Origin of the sequence: Deinococcus rhizophilus (assembly GCF_030271215.1) — a bacterium.
Lineage (GTDB): Bacteria > Deinococcota > Deinococci > Deinococcales > Deinococcaceae > Deinococcus > Deinococcus rhizophilus.
Map to the genome: position 1 here is coordinate 1 of NZ_JASNGB010000075.1, position 13,365 is coordinate 13,365.

Below are 13,365 nucleotides of genomic sequence, written 5' to 3' on the forward strand. Positions count from 1 at the left end.
TTACCCCCGCTACCCCTCAGCTCCCCGGAATCCAGGAAGAGCCTCTGTCAAATGCTCTAGGCGCGGAAAGAGCGAGGGGCGACCGTTGCTGATGCGGTCGCCCCTCGCCTTCCTTGTGCCGGGCCTCAGCGCCCGACCAGGTAGATGTTGGGCCAGGGCCGGTAGCTGCTCTTGAGGGTGTCCTGCCGGATGACCTTGCCGCCGCGCATCAGCTTGCGGGTGACTTCCATCGTGGCGCCGGGAGCGGCCCAGTCCACCTGACGGCGCTCGCCGGGCTTCAGGGCCGCGCTGCGAATCAGGCGGTCGGCGGGGGAAGGCACGGTCTTGAGCACGCTGGGCTGGCTGAGTTCCACCGTGAAGTCGCGGGCCTTGCCGAACACGCTGATGTCCAGATGGCCGTCGGCGTCGTTCCAGTCGGCCTGGAACCACAGCGCCCCGCCGGTGTCGTTGGCGAACCGCAGGTCGAGGGTGGGCTGGTAGATCGCCGCGTCGAGGCCCTGCGGCTGGTAGTAGTGGACCTGATAGGAGTGGGGGTGCCGCTCCACGACCGGGAGGCCCGCCCCGTACAGGGCCCGGAACGCCGTCGTGCTGACCTGGCAGATGCCCCCGCCCAGGCCCGTCTCGGTGCGGTCCCCGGCGATGATCAGGCCGGGGACGTACCCGGCCCGCGCCGAGATGGTGCCGATGAAGCTGTTGAACGAAAAGGTCCTGCCCTCGAACAGCCGGTCCTGAAAGTTGCGCGTGCCCACGTGAATGTTGGTCATGCGGGCGGCGCTGCTCCCCGCGTAATTGGTCACGCCGGTCCCCAGGTGCGCGGTGATGCCCTTGCCCGCGAAGAAGTCCAGCGTGCGCTCCGGCGCGACCTGCCCGGTCACGACCACGTTCGCCCGCACCGCGCGGGGGTCTTTCAGGGCGGCGAGGACGCCCGCGCGGGTCTGTTCGGCATCCACCTTCAGTCCGTTGCGCTGCACGACCGCCCAGCCTGCCGTGCCCAGGTTCTCGAAGCGGGCGTCCTGCCCCTGCGCGGGCAGCGAGGCCAGGAAGGTCTTGAGGTCCGCCTCCAGACTCTCGGTGATCACGCCGCGCTGGCGCAGCACCGCCACCCGCTCGCCGGGCAGGTTCAGCGTGCTGACGAAGGGAACGGTGGTCTTCTTGCCGTTTACCAGCGCGGGGAAGTTCACCTGCACGGTGATCAGCAGCGGCGCGGTGCGGGCGGGTGCGGCGGGGGGAGTGGCCGGTGCAGGTGTGGCCGGGGCCGGTTCGCTCACGGGCACCGGGGTCTCCACCGGGGGTACGGGCCCGGGAGCCGTCTGGGCGTGCGCGGCGCCCAGCAGCAGCCCCGCGAGGACAAGGGTGCGGGTTTGATTCATGCCCGCCAGTATCCCACGCCCCTCCGCACACAACGTGTTCCAGTCCGCGTCAGAGGAGAAGAGGGCGCTAGAGCATGTGCCATAAGAATGCGGTGGGTTTCCGCATTCGTTGGCCGAGCGGACTTGCAAAGCTGCGCAGCAGAGCGAGCGAATTGAAGAAGAGCATTGGGCATTCGGGGAGGCACCTGGGGCGCCCTTCCCCGGGGGCCGTCATTCTGTCCAATGCTCTAGTGAACCGAGAGCACCGGCTCAGGCGCCGCGTCTGCCCGCCCCGGCGCGAGCTGCCGCCCGATCTCCGCGACCGCTGCTGCCGCGTGGTGCCGCCCGTTCTCGATAAAGANGAACCGAGAGCACCGGCTCAGGCGCCGCGTCTGCCCGCCCCGGCGCGAGCTGCCGCCCGATCTCCGCGACCGCTGCTGCCGCGTGGTGCCGCCCGTTCTCGATAAAGACCTGATTCGTCTTGCCCGCGAAGCCCGCCGATCCCACCACGAACAGGCCCGGCACGCTGCTCTGATAGTGCTCGTCCAGGACCAGGCACTCGTCGGGCTGCTGGGCGAGGTTCAGTTCAGACAGAAACGAGAGATCGGGGCGGTAGCCGGTCAGCGCGAAGGTGAAATGGGTGGGCAGCTGGGAGGTGGTGCCGTCCGCCCGCTGCACCAGCACGTGCTCAGGGTGAATCTCGACCACCTGCGAATTGAACTGGGCGGCGATGGAGCCTTCCTTGATGCGGTTTTCGAGGTCGGGCCGCACCCAGTATTTGACCGTGGACTTCAGCTCGGGCGCCCGCACCACCATCGTCACGTTGGCCCCGCCGCGCCACAGGTCGAGGGCGGCGTCGGCGGCACTGTTTCCCGCCCCGATCACGGTGACGTTCAGGCCCAGGAAGGGGTGCGCCTCGGTGTAGTAGTGGCTGACGTTGGGCGAGTCCTCGCCGGGAATGCCCAGCCCGACGGGGTTGTCGTAGTACCCGGTCGCCACCACGACCCGCCGCGCCTCGACCACGCCCGGCGTGCCGTCCTGCGCCTCGACCTCCAGCGTGAAACCCGCCGGGGCCGGATGCACCCGCTTGACCTCCGTATACAGGCGCACGTTCAGGTTCTCGCGTTGGGTCACGAGGCGGTAGTACATCAGCGCGTCGCGGCGGTCGGGCTTGTCGTGGCCGGTGACCATCGGGTGGTTGCCGATTTCCAGCTCGGGCGCGGTGGTGAAAAAGGTCATGTAGGTGGGGTACTCGAAAATCGCGTTCACCACGCAGCCCTTTTCCAGCACCACGTAACTCAGCCCCGCCCGCTTGCAGGCGATGGCGGCGGCGAGGCCCACCGGCCCGGCTCCCACGATGGCGACGTCGAACATCTGGCTCATGGGGGAAAGTGTGGCATGGGGGCGTGGGGGAGACGGTGAGCCGGGTCAGTCCGCCTGCTCCGGGGGCACCTCATCCCGCTGCACCGTCGTCAGCACTCCCAGCACGCCCGCGAGCAGGTTCAGGCGCTTGCGACCGCCGACGCGCCCGAGTTCCTCGCGGAACTGCCGGGCCTGGTCACGGGTGTACTCCAGGGACTCGCGTTGCTGCGCGGTCATCTCCCGCTCGGGGCCACTCCGCTCCAGGGTCAGGCCCAGGAAAATGGCGCGGAACATCTGCGGCACCTCGTCCTCACGGGCCGACAGCTTCGGCATGAACTCCGGGTCGAGCAGGGCGGCCCGGGCCACGCCGCGCATCCACTCGGTCGCCCTCGCCGCGCTTCTCACGAAGTCGTCGGTGAAATACAGACGTTCCGGCAGCCCCGGCTTGCGCTGGCGGTAGGCGGTCAGTTCGTCCTCAAAACCGTCTCCAAGCAGTTCGGTCCAGTGGGCAAAGGCCTCCTCAGGGCCGCGCCCCAGCACCATCTGGGCGGTCATGAACCCGTCGATAAAGCTCAGGGTCCGGTCAAGCTGGTGTTCCACGGTGTTTTCCTCCTGACCGGGTCACTTTACCCGGCCTGTCCCGTCCCCACACTCGTGATGGCCCCGCCTCAAAACGCCCCCGCTAGACTGAACCCATGACGCAGACCACGCCGGGCCAGACCGAGCAGATCCAGACCCGCACCGAGTCCGACACCATGGGCCAGCTTCAGGTCGCCGACGACCGATACTGGGGCGCCCAGACCGAGCGCTCGATTCACAACTTCCCCATCGGGCGCGACACTTTCGTGTGGGGCAGGCCCGTGATCCGGGCGCTGGGCATCCTGAAAAAGGGCGCGGCGCAGGCGAACGCCGAACTCGGCGAACTGCCGGGGGACGTGGCCGACCTGATCGTGCGGGCCGCCGACGAGGTGATCGCCGGGAAGCTCGACGACCACTTTCCGCTGGTGGTGTTCCAGACCGGCTCGGGCACCCAGAGCAACATGAACGCCAACGAGGTGATCTCCAACCGGGCCATTCAGATCGCGGGCGGGGAGATGGGCTCCAAGTCGCCGGTCCACCCCAACGACCATGTGAACCGGGGCCAGAGCAGCAACGACACCTTCCCGACCGCCATGCACATCGCGGTGGTGCTGGAACTGGGCGAGCGGCTGTACGGCGCGGTGGGCAAGCTGCGGGACACGCTGGCGCAGAAGGCGGAGGAGCACGCCGGACTGGTCAAGGTGGGCCGCACCCACCTGCAAGACGCCACGCCCATCACGCTGGGGCAGGAGATCGGCGGCTGGGTCGCGCAGCTCGACTACGCGCTCGCGGAGGTCAGGCACGCGGAACAGGGCCTCTACGACCTCGCCATCGGAGGCACGGCGGTGGGCACCGGCCTGAACGCCCACCCGGAATTTGGCGACCTCGCGGCCAAGAAGTACGAGGCCGAAACCGGCTTCCCCTTCCGCTCGGCGGAGAACAAGTTCGCCGCCCTCTCCGCCCACGACGCCCTGGTGCAGACCTCGGCGGCGCTGCGGACCCTCGCCGGGGCGCTGATGAAGATGGCGAACGACGTGCGCTGGCTGGCCTCCGGCCCCCGCAACGGCATCGGCGAGATCACCATTCCGGAGAATGAGCCCGGCTCCTCGATCATGCCCGGCAAGGTGAATCCCACCCAGAGCGAGGCGCTGACGATGGTCGCCACCCGCGTCTTCGGCAACGACGCGACCGTGGCCTTTGCCGGATCGCAGGGCAATTTCCAGCTCAACGTGTTCAAGCCGGTGATGGTGCACGCCGTGCTGGAGAGCATCCGGTTGATCGCGGACGCCAGCCTTGCCTTCAACGACAATTGTGCAGTGGGCATCGAGCCGAACCTGGAGAGAATCGAGCACAACCTCGATATCAACCTGATGCAGGTCACCGCCCTGAACAAGCACATCGGCTACGACAAGGCCGCCGCCATCGCCAAGAAAGCCCACAAGGAAGGCAGCAGCCTCAAGGACGCGGCGCTGGCACTGGGCCACGTCACCGAGGAGCAGTTCGCCGAGTGGGTGGTGCCGCTGGAGATGACGCGCAGCTGAGGTCTGGAGAACCCGGGGGCCGCTTTCCTGCGTGGGGGGCGGTCCCTGTCCTTCAGCCCGGCGGCAGGAGTCGCCCGTAGACGCCCACCAGAGCGGTGAGGGCCTTCGCCGCTTCCTCCCCACGCGAGTTGAAGTTCTGCGGACTGGGGTGGGGACAGGGAAAGGCGGGGAGGGGAGACTGCACGGCCAGCCACGCCTGCTGCGCGTGCTTTCCCACCAGCACCACGGCCTGAAGCCGGGGCAGGAGGGCGAGAACTTCCCGCGTCAGGGGCGCGGCCCCGGCGGACTGCGCGGGCCGGGGCGTCACGACGCCGCCCTCGCTCATCTGCCAGGGGACGGCGTTCCACAGCACCACGTCCGAGCGGCGCAGGCCCGAGAGGTGCAGGAGGCAGCGCATGTTCTCCGCCGTGCCGTCGGGGTTGTCCACCGAGACGAACCGGGTCCGGCTGACCACCGGGCCGGGCGATTCGAGAGGCAGCAGCACCCGCGCCCCCACGCCCCCGTCCGCCGGGTCGAAGAAGGGAAGCCAGTGTCCGGTCTGGGCAGCTTTTTCCCCGGCCCAATGCCCCAGCCCAACGGTTCAGGGGTTGGGCGTGGGGATCGGAGGCTTGGCCCAGTCTGGCCTGCCTCGCGTCCTCCAACCTCAGGCTGCGCGTCTCCATCCCAGCAGTGTGGTCCGCCCCTGCGGTCGGTTCCCGGTGGCAAGGCTTGACGGATTCTGCATACCGCGCTATCCTCGTTTCAATCAACCGCCCGAAGTGGCGGTTTTTTCATGCCCTGTCGGGGCCTCTAAACCCGTCTTCACGCCGGTCTCGCCCGGCATGGTCCGAACGCAGCGCAGGCTGGGGCCATGACCGACGACACCCGCAAGGGGGGCTACGACCCCGCCCAGACCTCGCCCGCCGAGGGCCAGAGCCACGCCATCCCCGAGGAGGCGCGGGGTCAGAATCCCGGCACCGACCCTGCCGACAAGGACCAGCCTGCCGAGGGGGGCCGGGATGAGGCCGGAGGCGAGGGCGCCGACCGTTCCAGCGCCGCCCGTGACTGATCCGGCCGGATCTGGGCCGACCCTGAACGCGGCCCGCCCCCCCGGGGAGCGGGCCGAACTGCTGGCGTGGATGTCGGGCCTGCTGCGGACCGAGTACGGCGAGCGCCCCCTGATTCCCCGCCGCGAACCCATGCACGAGCTGATCAGCACCATCCTCTCCCAGCGCACCACCCACCAGGACGAGGAGGCGGCCTACCAGGAACTGCTGACGCTGGGCGACTGGGACGCGATCATAGAAGCTCCGACAGAGGCCGTCGCCCACGCCATCCGGCGCAGCAACTACCCCGAGAGCAAGGCGCCGCGCATCCAGGCCACCCTGCGGGCCATCCGGGAGGCGCGGGGCGGGTACGACCTCGATTTTCTGGCGGAGCTGCCCGTCAAGGACGCCCTGAAGTGGCTCACCGACCTGCCGGGCGTGGGGGTCAAGACGGCCTCGCTGGTGCTGCTGTTCAACTACGCGCGGCCGGTCTTTCCGGTGGACACGCACGTCCACCGCATCAACACGCGGGTGGGGACGATTCCCCGCATGGGCGAACAGGCCGCGCACCGGGCGCTGCTCGCGCTGCTGCCGCCCGATCCGCCGCACCTCTACGAACTGCATGTCAACCTGCTGCGCCACGGCCAGCGCGTCTGCACCTGGACCCGCCCGAAGTGCCCGGCGTGCGTGTTGCGCGGGCGCTGCGACGCCTTTGCCCTCCACGGCAACGGCGTGCCCAGCTTCAGCGAGAAGCCCGCGAGGTCCTGAGCCTCCGCTCCCCCCCTCAGCCCCGTTCCCGCTCGCGCAGCACGAGCTGAATCAGCCCCAGCGTGACCAGTTCGCCCTCCTCGGGCCGGGCCGGGCGCAGTTCTTCGACCTCGAAGCGCCGCGAGAAGAGGCTGCGGCGCTTGCGAACGCGGAAGGCGGGTTCCCCGGCGGCGTCGCGCACGGTGTAGGTCGGGTTGACGAAGTAGTCGAAGCCCGCCGCGATCACGTCCCCCACCAGGGGCACCGCGCTGATGACGCCCTCCAAGACGCTCATCCAGGGGTGATCGTCACGGATGGTGAAGGCGAGGTCGCCGCCCGTGCCCAGCAGCTCGTAACTCGCGCCCCAGAGGGTGCGGACGCCCTGGGCCTGCAGGGCCCCCACCGGGGAGCCGTCCACCCGGCGAATCAACCGCCGCGCCCGCCAGTCCAGCGCCCCGGCCATCAACCCCTGCGCCCGGATGCCGTGGGTCTGCACCTGCCGCGCCTCGTCGCTGTAGACGCGCACCTCGTCGCGGATGCTGAAGAACTTCTCCTTGACGACGGCCACCAGCTGGCCCCCGGCGTCGGTGACGCGCAGCTCGGTGAGCAGGCTGAACTTGAATTCCAGCGTGAGGGGGAAGGTGGGGTTCACGCTGAGGAATACGGCCTTACCCGGAGGCCGGTTCCCACAGGTCGAAGCGGGTACCCCGGCCCACCCCCGCGCCCGTGGCCCACACAGCGGCGGGCTGGGCCTTGCGGGCCTCGGGCTGGACGGTCGCCACCCGCACCGCCCCCTCGCCGCACGCCACGGTCAGGCCACCGGCCTCCACCCCCAGCACCTCGCCGGGACGCCCCTGCCCCTCCGCCACCGTCAGCCCCGAGAGCTTGAGCCGCGCTCCGCCCAGAAAGGCGGTCGTCTGCGGCCACGCGGCCACACCCCGGAAGCGGTCGACCACGGACGGTGCGGGGTCGGTCCAGCGCACGAAGCCGTCCTCCTTGGTCAGCAGCGGGGCGTGGGTGGCCTGCGCGTCGTCCTGCGGGATGGGCGTCAACCCGGGCAGGCGCGACAGGGCCTCCACGATCAGGCGGGCAGCCTGGGCACTCAGCGCGTCCGACAGCTCCAGGCTGGTCCACCCCGGCGCGATGGGCAGCGCCTCTTGCAGCAGGATCGGCCCGGTGTCCAGCCCCTCGTCGGTCTGCATGACCGTGGTGCCGGTGACCGTCTCGCCCGCGATCAACGCCCACTGAATCGGGGCGGCGCCCCGGTACCTGGGGAGCAGGCTGGTGTGGGTGTTCAGGAAGCCGTATCGGGGAACGGCCAGCAGCGATCCCGGCAGAATCTTGCCGTAGGCGCAGGTGACGGCCACGTCCGCGCCGGAGTCGCGCAGCCGGGCCTCAAAGGTCGCGTTGCCGCGCAACTTGCGGGGCTGGGCGAGGGGCAGCCCCACTTCGGCGGCTCGGGCGGCGACCGGGGGCGGCGTGAGCTTCAGGCCCCGGCCCACCGGTTTGTCGGGCTGCGCGACGACCAGCACGACCTCGAACTGCTCGCGGAGGGCGTCCAGCACCGGCACGGCGAAGGCGGGCGAGCCGAAAAAGGCCACGCGGGGCGCGGCGCTGGCCGGAACCGGGCTCACTCGGAGCGTCCCCGCTGCGCCCTTTGCACCTCGGCCAGCTCGGCGAGAAACTGCTTGGACTTGCGCTGCATGGCCGCGAGTTCCTTGCGGTAGTCCTCGGTGACTTCCGGGGGCAGGCGGTCGAGGAAGAAGACGCCGTCGAGGTGGTCGACCTCGTGCTGAAAGACGCGGGCGAGGTAGTCGTCGGCCTCCAGCGTCCGCTGCTGCCCCTCCAGATCGGTGTAGCGCACCCCGACCTCCCGGGCGCGGGCCACCCCCTCCTCGTAGATGCCGGGGACGCTCAGGCAGCCTTCCTGGTAGGAGCGGTCCTTTTTCTTGTTGATGACAGTCAGGACCGGATTGAGCATCACGAACTCGCGCAGGACGCGCGACCGCAGCGGCTTCTCGCCGCCTTCCTGCTCCTCCTCGTCGTCCTCGTACTCGACCGCCACGAACAGCCGCACCGGGAGGCCCACCTGCGGGGCGGCCAGACCCACCCCCCGCGCCTCGAACATCGTCTCCAGCATGGTGTTCGCCACTTCGCGGACCGTCTGCGGCCCGAAGCCGGGCACCGTGAGGGTGTCGCCCGGCTGCACGGGCCTGGCCTTGCGGCGCAGCACGGGGTCGCCGTACAGACGGATGGGGTAGATGCGGGGCGGGGCGTCAGTGACCTTCACAATGCTTCCGTTTTACCAGAGGCCCGCCGGGAGGCTCCTGCACGCGCCCACCTTCGGGGCCGGGAGGCGGCGGGCGTGGCAGGGCTTGAGCCCCCTCTCACGCGGCGGCCATGCCCACTGCCCAGCATCGGGAGGACGTTTTGCACTCCCGCCCTTTTCTCCTGCCCACCTCACTCCCCACCCACAAGGAGGCTCCATGTCCCGTTCCCTGCTGCTGCTCGGCACCCTGCTGCTCGCCGCCCCCGCCACCGCCCAGACCACGGGCCAGGCCACCACCCCGGCCCAGCCCGCCGCGACCACGCCCGCCTTCGCAAGTGCGGCCCAGGCCATCACGGAGGCCCGCCGCCTCGCGGACGAGGCCCGGCGCACCTACCCGGCGGGCAGCGCCAGCATCGACCAGGCGCTGTGGAAGGCGGCAGTGAACGCCGCCGAGGCCGCCGTGGCCCTGGACCCCGGCAACGTGGACGCCCTGCGCCTGCGGGCCCAGCTGTACACCGAGGTGGGCTTCTGGCGGCAGGCCGAGCTGGGCTGGCAGGCCCTGTTCCGCGCCGTGCCCGCCAGCCCCGGCAGCGCGGATGCCCGGCAGGCGGCGACCGCCCAGTACAACCTGGGCTACGCGGCCTACACCCGCAACCAGCCCAGTCAGGCGGCGGCCTCGTTCGCGGCGTGCCTGCAACTGGACCCCGCCAACGCCCAGTGCGCGACGTGGGCGGCCCGCACCGCGCTGGAGTCGGGCGACTACGCCGGAGCGCAGACCCTGTATGACCGCGCCCTGGCGCTGGCCCCCGGCGACCGCACCCTGACCTATTTCCGGGGACTGGCCGCGAGTGCGTCGCGCTACGGCCCCGCCGCGACCCGCGCCTTCAGCCGGGCCTACGGCGAGCTGGAGGCGGGCCGCAAGGCCCAGGCCCTCGCCGGATTTCAGGAGGCCGCCCGCAGCGCCCCCAACTTCGCGGAAGCGTGGCGGGAAGCCGGGCGGCTGGCGCTGGAACTCGGGGACGCCTCCGGCGCCCGCACCGCCTATCAGGGGGCGGCGGCCCTCCCCGGTGCGACCGCCAGCGACCGCTACAACCTCGGGCTGGCGCAGGAGGGAGAGCAGTTCGGGCTGGGAGCCGTGCAGACTTTCCGCAGCGCCTATGGCCGCTACACGGCGGGCGACCGCGCCGGGGCCGAGGCCGGCTTCCTGGAAGCCACCCGCCTGAGTCCCCGCTACGCCAAGGCGTGGGCGTGGCTGGGCCGCGTGCGCTACGAGGCGAAGAATTACGCGGGCGCGGCGCAGGCTTACGGGCAGGCCGTGGCCCTGGACCCCAGCGACAAGAGCAGCGCCTATTTCCTGCGGCTGGCGCAGCAGGGGAAGTAAGGGAGCGGGCCGGGCGCCGACTCGCTCCCGGCTCTCTCACGGAGGGGAGCGGTGCGCGGCCTACGCTGGGGCCATGCGCCGCCTTTCTCTGCTGCTGCCCCTGGCCCTCCTGCTCGCCGCGTGCGGGTCGCGGGACGTGAAGCCGCCGGATGCCTACGACCTCAGCGGGACCGTGGGCGGGGACTGGGGGACCGAGCCCCGGCTGAGGCTCGCGCTGGTGGGGGCGGGCTTTCCCAGCGCGGTGACGAACGACGGCAACCAGCCGCAGAACGTGGTGAGGAGCGCGGAGCAGAACACCTGGCGCTTTGGCCTCGACCTGCCGCGCAGCCCCTCGCTGGCGACGGTGGCGGGCGTCTATCAGGTGATCGTGTACAACGACGCGAACAACAGCGGCGACTTCAATGTCGGGGAGACCTTCGCCCGCAACCGCCAGTGGCTGATCTACAGCGAGTTCGGCGGCGACCTCCCGGCCGTCAAGTTGCCCGGCAGCGACGAGGTGCTGATCGACAAGACCACCGTCGCCCGGGGCTGGAACCTGTACGACCGCGCCCGGCCGCTGGGCACGGACAATCCCCGTCCGGTGACCACCGTCACGGGCTACGACATCAGCCGCTGAGGGGCCTTTTCTCCTACAGGTGCTCCTGAAAAAAGGCCACACTCCGCCGCAGCGCCGTCCCCAGGTTGCGGCTGAGGTTGTGGTCGTCGCCCTCGTAGCGGTAGGCGGTGAAACCCTGCCCGGCCCCGCGCAGGTCGCCCGCCAGCGCCTGCTGAAAGCTGTAGGGCACGTCCTCGTCGGCGGTGCCGTGGTGAAGCTGGAGGGGGCGCCCGTTCAGGTCTTCCAGGTAGGCGTTGGGGCTGAGCGCCCGCAGGTAGCGGCGGTTCAGGGAGTCCAGCGCGGGTCGCCCCTCGCCGGGACCCCGGCCCCGGCCCCGGCCCCAGTCGGTCGCCAGCACGTCGTACCCGGCGACCACGCCCGCCCACAGCGAGGCCGCCCGCAACTCGCGGTCCACCAGCATCGCCCGCAGCGAGAGCTGCCCGCCCATGCTGTGGCCCCACAGCCCGATGCGGCCCCGGTTGACCCGCCCGTCGCGCTTGAGGCTGGCGGCGGCATTGAGCACGTCCACCGTGTAGCCGGGGTCGTTGTAGCCGCCCGTCGCCTCGCCCCCCGAGTCGCCGTGGCCCCGGTAGTCGCTCTTGAACGTGACGAAGCCCGCCCGCGCGAAGGCGTCCTGATAGGCGACGTAGCGCTCGGTGGTGCGGTACACGTCCGGCGGAATGTAGCCGTGGTTGAACACGATCGCGGGCCAGCCCCCCTCCGGCGGCGTCCCGCCGGGCACGGTGAGCAGCGCGTAGATGGTCAGGCCGTCGGACCGGTAGCTCACGACCTGCCGGGAGTAGTTCACGCCGGGGGGGAGGGTCTGCACCACCGTCAGGGCGCTGCCGGGATACTCCCGCTCCCGCAGCGCCTGGATGCTGATGGGTTGCCGGGCGACGAGGCGTTCCAGCGCGGCGTCCGTGACGCCCTCCAGCGCCCCGCCCGGCGCGGCGGTGTCCGGAGTGGGGGCGTCCGCCTCGCCCGTCGGGGCAGTGCGGCCCGCCCAGGGCAGCTCGAAGGGCAGGGCGAAGGGCAACCGCTCCGGCCCGACCAGCGCGACGTAGCCCGCGCCGAGGGCCAGCAGCAGCAGCAGCTGGAACAGTCGCCTCACCGGGGAGAACCGGCGGGCCTCACAGCCGCGCCTTGAAAAAGGCCACGCTGCGGGCCAGCGCCGTGCCCAGGTTGCGCGTCAGGTCGTGGTTGTCGCCCGGGTAGACGTAGCTCTGGACCGGCTGGCCCGCCGCCCTCATCTGCCCCACGAGGCGCTCGTGGAAGAGGACCGGCACGTCCCCGTCGGCGGTGCCGATATGCAGTTGCAGGGGACCGCCGAGGTCGTTCAGGTACGCGTTGGCGCTGAGGCCCCGCCAGAAGGCGGGATTGCTTCCCGGCGTGCCGTATTTGGCGACGGCCTTCTGACGCAGCTCCAGCACCCGGCGGGGAATGGAGGCGGGCGGGACGTTGTTCCAGTCGTTCAGGATGGTGCCGTAATCGCCCACCACCCCGGCCCAGATCACCCCCGCCCGGATGCTGGGGTCGATCACCATCGCCCGCAGGGTCAGGAAGCCGCCCATCGAGTGGCCCCACATCCCGATGCGCCGGGCGTTCACGCGGGGATCGCGCTTCAGGCTTCCCAGCGCGTTCATCACGTCCGTCGTGTACCCCGGCGCGAAGTAGCCGCCCAGCGCCTCTCCCTGGCTGGAGCCGTGGCCCCGGTAGTCGCTCTTGAGGGTCACGAACCCCGCGCGGGCGAAGGCGTCCTGGTAGGCGACGTAGCGCTCGGTGGTGCGGTAGACGTCCGGCGGGATATAGCCGTGGTTGAACACGATCGCGGGCCAGCCGCCCCTCGGCGGGGTGCCGTTCGGCACGGTCAGCAGGGCATGGATTCGCAACCCGTCCGAGAGGTAGCTCACCACCCAGCGGCGGTAGTTCACCCCCGGGGCCAGGGTCTGCCGCACGGTGAGCGGACTGCCGGGGTAGCTCTTTTGCCGGGCGGCGGGGATGCTCATCTGCGCGGCGTCCACCCTGGCCAGGGCCGCAGCGGACTGTGCCCCGGCGGGGGACGCGAGGGTCAGGGCACCCAGCAGGGCAAGGGCAAGGGGGCGGGGGCGGGTCATCCCTCCACCCTACGGACGCAGGGGGCGCGGCACCGGAAGGGTCGCCACGCTTGGGCGGGCCACCGCCGGGCGGGTCACCCTTAGACTGGCCGGGATGCTCTGGACCCGCCCCCTGGTGATGCTGCGGCTGCTGGCGCTGCTGCTGCTGAGCGAGCTGGTCCGCACCGGGCTGCTGGTGTCGGTGCTGCCGCAGGCCGCGCGGGGGCTGGGGTGGGGTGCGGCGGCGGTCGGACTGATCGTGGGAGCGCACTACCTCGCCGACGGGCTGGCCAAGGGGCCGGTGGGCTGGCTCTCCGAGCGCCTGGGCCTGGGCCGGATGCTGGCGCTGGGGGCCGCGCTGGGGCTGGGCGTGGTGCTGGGAGCGCGGCTGGCTCCCGGGCCGGGCTGGGTGGTCCTGGCCGCC

At 71.0% G+C, this 13,365-nt stretch carries 13 protein-coding genes and 2 pseudogenes; 6 read left to right on the top strand and 9 right to left on the bottom strand.

Features of this window, described 5'->3' with window-relative positions:
• Positions 1 to 125: 125 nt before the first annotated feature.
• The 3 genes and pseudogenes from QOL99_RS09295 to QOL99_RS09305 form a co-directional block, all read right to left on the bottom strand.
• Positions 126 to 1,370: a VanW family protein gene (locus QOL99_RS09295; protein ID WP_285523236.1), complete on the bottom strand. Its 1,245-nt coding sequence runs from the start codon at positions 1,368 to 1,370 to the stop codon at positions 126 to 128.
• A 378-nt stretch (positions 1,371 to 1,748) separates the two neighbouring features.
• Positions 1,749 to 2,732 (bottom strand): annotated as a pseudogene (locus tag QOL99_RS09300) (YpdA family putative bacillithiol disulfide reductase); the annotation flags it as partial.
• Positions 2,733 to 2,777: 45 nt separating this feature from the next.
• Positions 2,778 to 3,311, bottom strand: a complete 534-nt coding sequence (locus QOL99_RS09305; RefSeq protein WP_285523238.1) for a hypothetical protein — start codon at positions 3,309 to 3,311, stop codon at positions 2,778 to 2,780.
• A 95-nt stretch (positions 3,312 to 3,406) separates the two neighbouring features.
• On the opposite strand from QOL99_RS09305, the gene fumC reads away from it, so the two are divergent.
• Positions 3,407 to 4,831, top strand: coding sequence for a class II fumarate hydratase (gene fumC / locus QOL99_RS09310; protein ID WP_285523239.1), 1,425 nt, complete (start codon positions 3,407 to 3,409; stop codon positions 4,829 to 4,831).
• A 52-nt stretch (positions 4,832 to 4,883) separates the two neighbouring features.
• Here fumC and QOL99_RS09315 read toward each other — a convergent pair whose 3' ends face one another.
• Positions 4,884 to 5,402, bottom strand: a complete 519-nt coding sequence (locus QOL99_RS09315) for a uracil-DNA glycosylase (protein WP_456318853.1) — start codon at positions 5,400 to 5,402, stop codon at positions 4,884 to 4,886.
• Positions 5,403 to 5,681: 279 nt separating this feature from the next.
• On the opposite strand from QOL99_RS09315, the gene QOL99_RS09320 reads away from it, so the two are divergent.
• Positions 5,682 to 5,879 (top strand): hypothetical protein, encoded by a 198-nt coding sequence (locus tag QOL99_RS09320; RefSeq protein ID WP_285523242.1) that lies wholly within the window; start codon positions 5,682 to 5,684, stop codon positions 5,877 to 5,879.
• 70 nt (positions 5,880 to 5,949) lie between these two features.
• A complete protein-coding gene (locus tag QOL99_RS09325) occupies positions 5,950 to 6,624 on the top strand; it encodes an endonuclease III domain-containing protein (RefSeq protein WP_285523256.1) in 675 nt (224 codons plus the stop codon).
• Positions 6,625 to 6,640: 16 nt separating this feature from the next.
• On the opposite strand, the gene QOL99_RS09330 is transcribed toward QOL99_RS09325, so the two are convergent.
• From QOL99_RS09330 to def, 3 genes are read right to left on the bottom strand one after another with little or no spacing between them, the layout of a single operon-like run.
• Positions 6,641 to 7,255, bottom strand: coding sequence for an LURP-one-related/scramblase family protein (locus QOL99_RS09330; protein WP_285523244.1), 615 nt, complete (start codon positions 7,253 to 7,255; stop codon positions 6,641 to 6,643).
• 16 nt (positions 7,256 to 7,271) lie between these two features.
• Entirely contained in the window at positions 7,272 to 8,237 is a 966-nt protein-coding gene (fmt, locus tag QOL99_RS09335) for a methionyl-tRNA formyltransferase (RefSeq protein ID WP_285523246.1), read from the bottom strand.
• Entirely contained in the window at positions 8,234 to 8,893 is a 660-nt protein-coding gene (gene def, locus QOL99_RS09340) for a peptide deformylase (protein WP_407650162.1), read from the bottom strand. The genes fmt and def overlap by 4 nt, the downstream gene beginning before the upstream one ends.
• Positions 8,894 to 9,089: 196 nt before the next feature.
• On the opposite strand from def, the gene QOL99_RS09345 reads away from it, so the two are divergent.
• Together QOL99_RS09345 and QOL99_RS09350 are read left to right on the top strand one after the other, a co-directional pair.
• On the top strand, positions 9,090 to 10,253 hold the full coding sequence (locus QOL99_RS09345; RefSeq protein ID WP_285523248.1) for a tetratricopeptide repeat protein: 1,164 nt from the start codon (positions 9,090 to 9,092) through the stop codon (positions 10,251 to 10,253).
• Positions 10,254 to 10,326: 73 nt separating this feature from the next.
• A complete protein-coding gene (locus QOL99_RS09350) occupies positions 10,327 to 10,869 on the top strand; it encodes a hypothetical protein (RefSeq protein WP_285523250.1) in 543 nt (180 codons plus the stop codon).
• A gap of 13 nt (positions 10,870 to 10,882) precedes the next feature.
• Here the strand turns inward: QOL99_RS09350 and QOL99_RS09355 are convergent, their stop codons facing one another.
• Together QOL99_RS09355 and QOL99_RS09360 are read right to left on the bottom strand one after the other, a co-directional pair.
• Positions 10,883 to 11,959, bottom strand: coding sequence for an alpha/beta hydrolase family protein (locus QOL99_RS09355; protein WP_285523251.1), 1,077 nt, complete (start codon positions 11,957 to 11,959; stop codon positions 10,883 to 10,885).
• Between the two features lie 19 nt (positions 11,960 to 11,978).
• A complete protein-coding gene (locus tag QOL99_RS09360; protein ID WP_285523253.1) occupies positions 11,979 to 12,962 on the bottom strand; it encodes an alpha/beta hydrolase family protein in 984 nt (327 codons plus the stop codon).
• A gap of 94 nt (positions 12,963 to 13,056) precedes the next feature.
• On the opposite strand from QOL99_RS09360, the pseudogene QOL99_RS09365 reads away from it, so the two are divergent.
• Positions 13,057 to 13,365 (top strand): annotated as a pseudogene (locus tag QOL99_RS09365) (MFS transporter); the annotation flags it as partial.

Excerpts from the sequence above, each read along its gene's own strand:
- QOL99_RS09350 (WP_285523250.1), top strand. The coding sequence starts at position 10,327 with ATGCGCCGCCTTTCTCTGCTGCTGCCCCTGGCCCTCCTGCTCGCCGCG.
- QOL99_RS09360 (WP_285523253.1), bottom strand. The coding sequence starts at position 12,962 with ATGACCCGCCCCCGCCCCCTTGCCCTTGCCCTGCTGGGTGCCCTGACC.
- fumC (WP_285523239.1), top strand. The coding sequence starts at position 3,407 with ATGACGCAGACCACGCCGGGCCAGACCGAGCAGATCCAGACCCGCACC.
- QOL99_RS09325 (WP_285523256.1), top strand. The coding sequence starts at position 5,950 with ATGTCGGGCCTGCTGCGGACCGAGTACGGCGAGCGCCCCCTGATTCCC.
- QOL99_RS09320 (WP_285523242.1), top strand. The coding sequence starts at position 5,682 with ATGACCGACGACACCCGCAAGGGGGGCTACGACCCCGCCCAGACCTCG.
- QOL99_RS09345 (WP_285523248.1), top strand. The coding sequence starts at position 9,090 with ATGTCCCGTTCCCTGCTGCTGCTCGGCACCCTGCTGCTCGCCGCCCCC.
- QOL99_RS09295 (WP_285523236.1), bottom strand. The coding sequence starts at position 1,370 with ATGAATCAAACCCGCACCCTTGTCCTCGCGGGGCTGCTGCTGGGCGCC.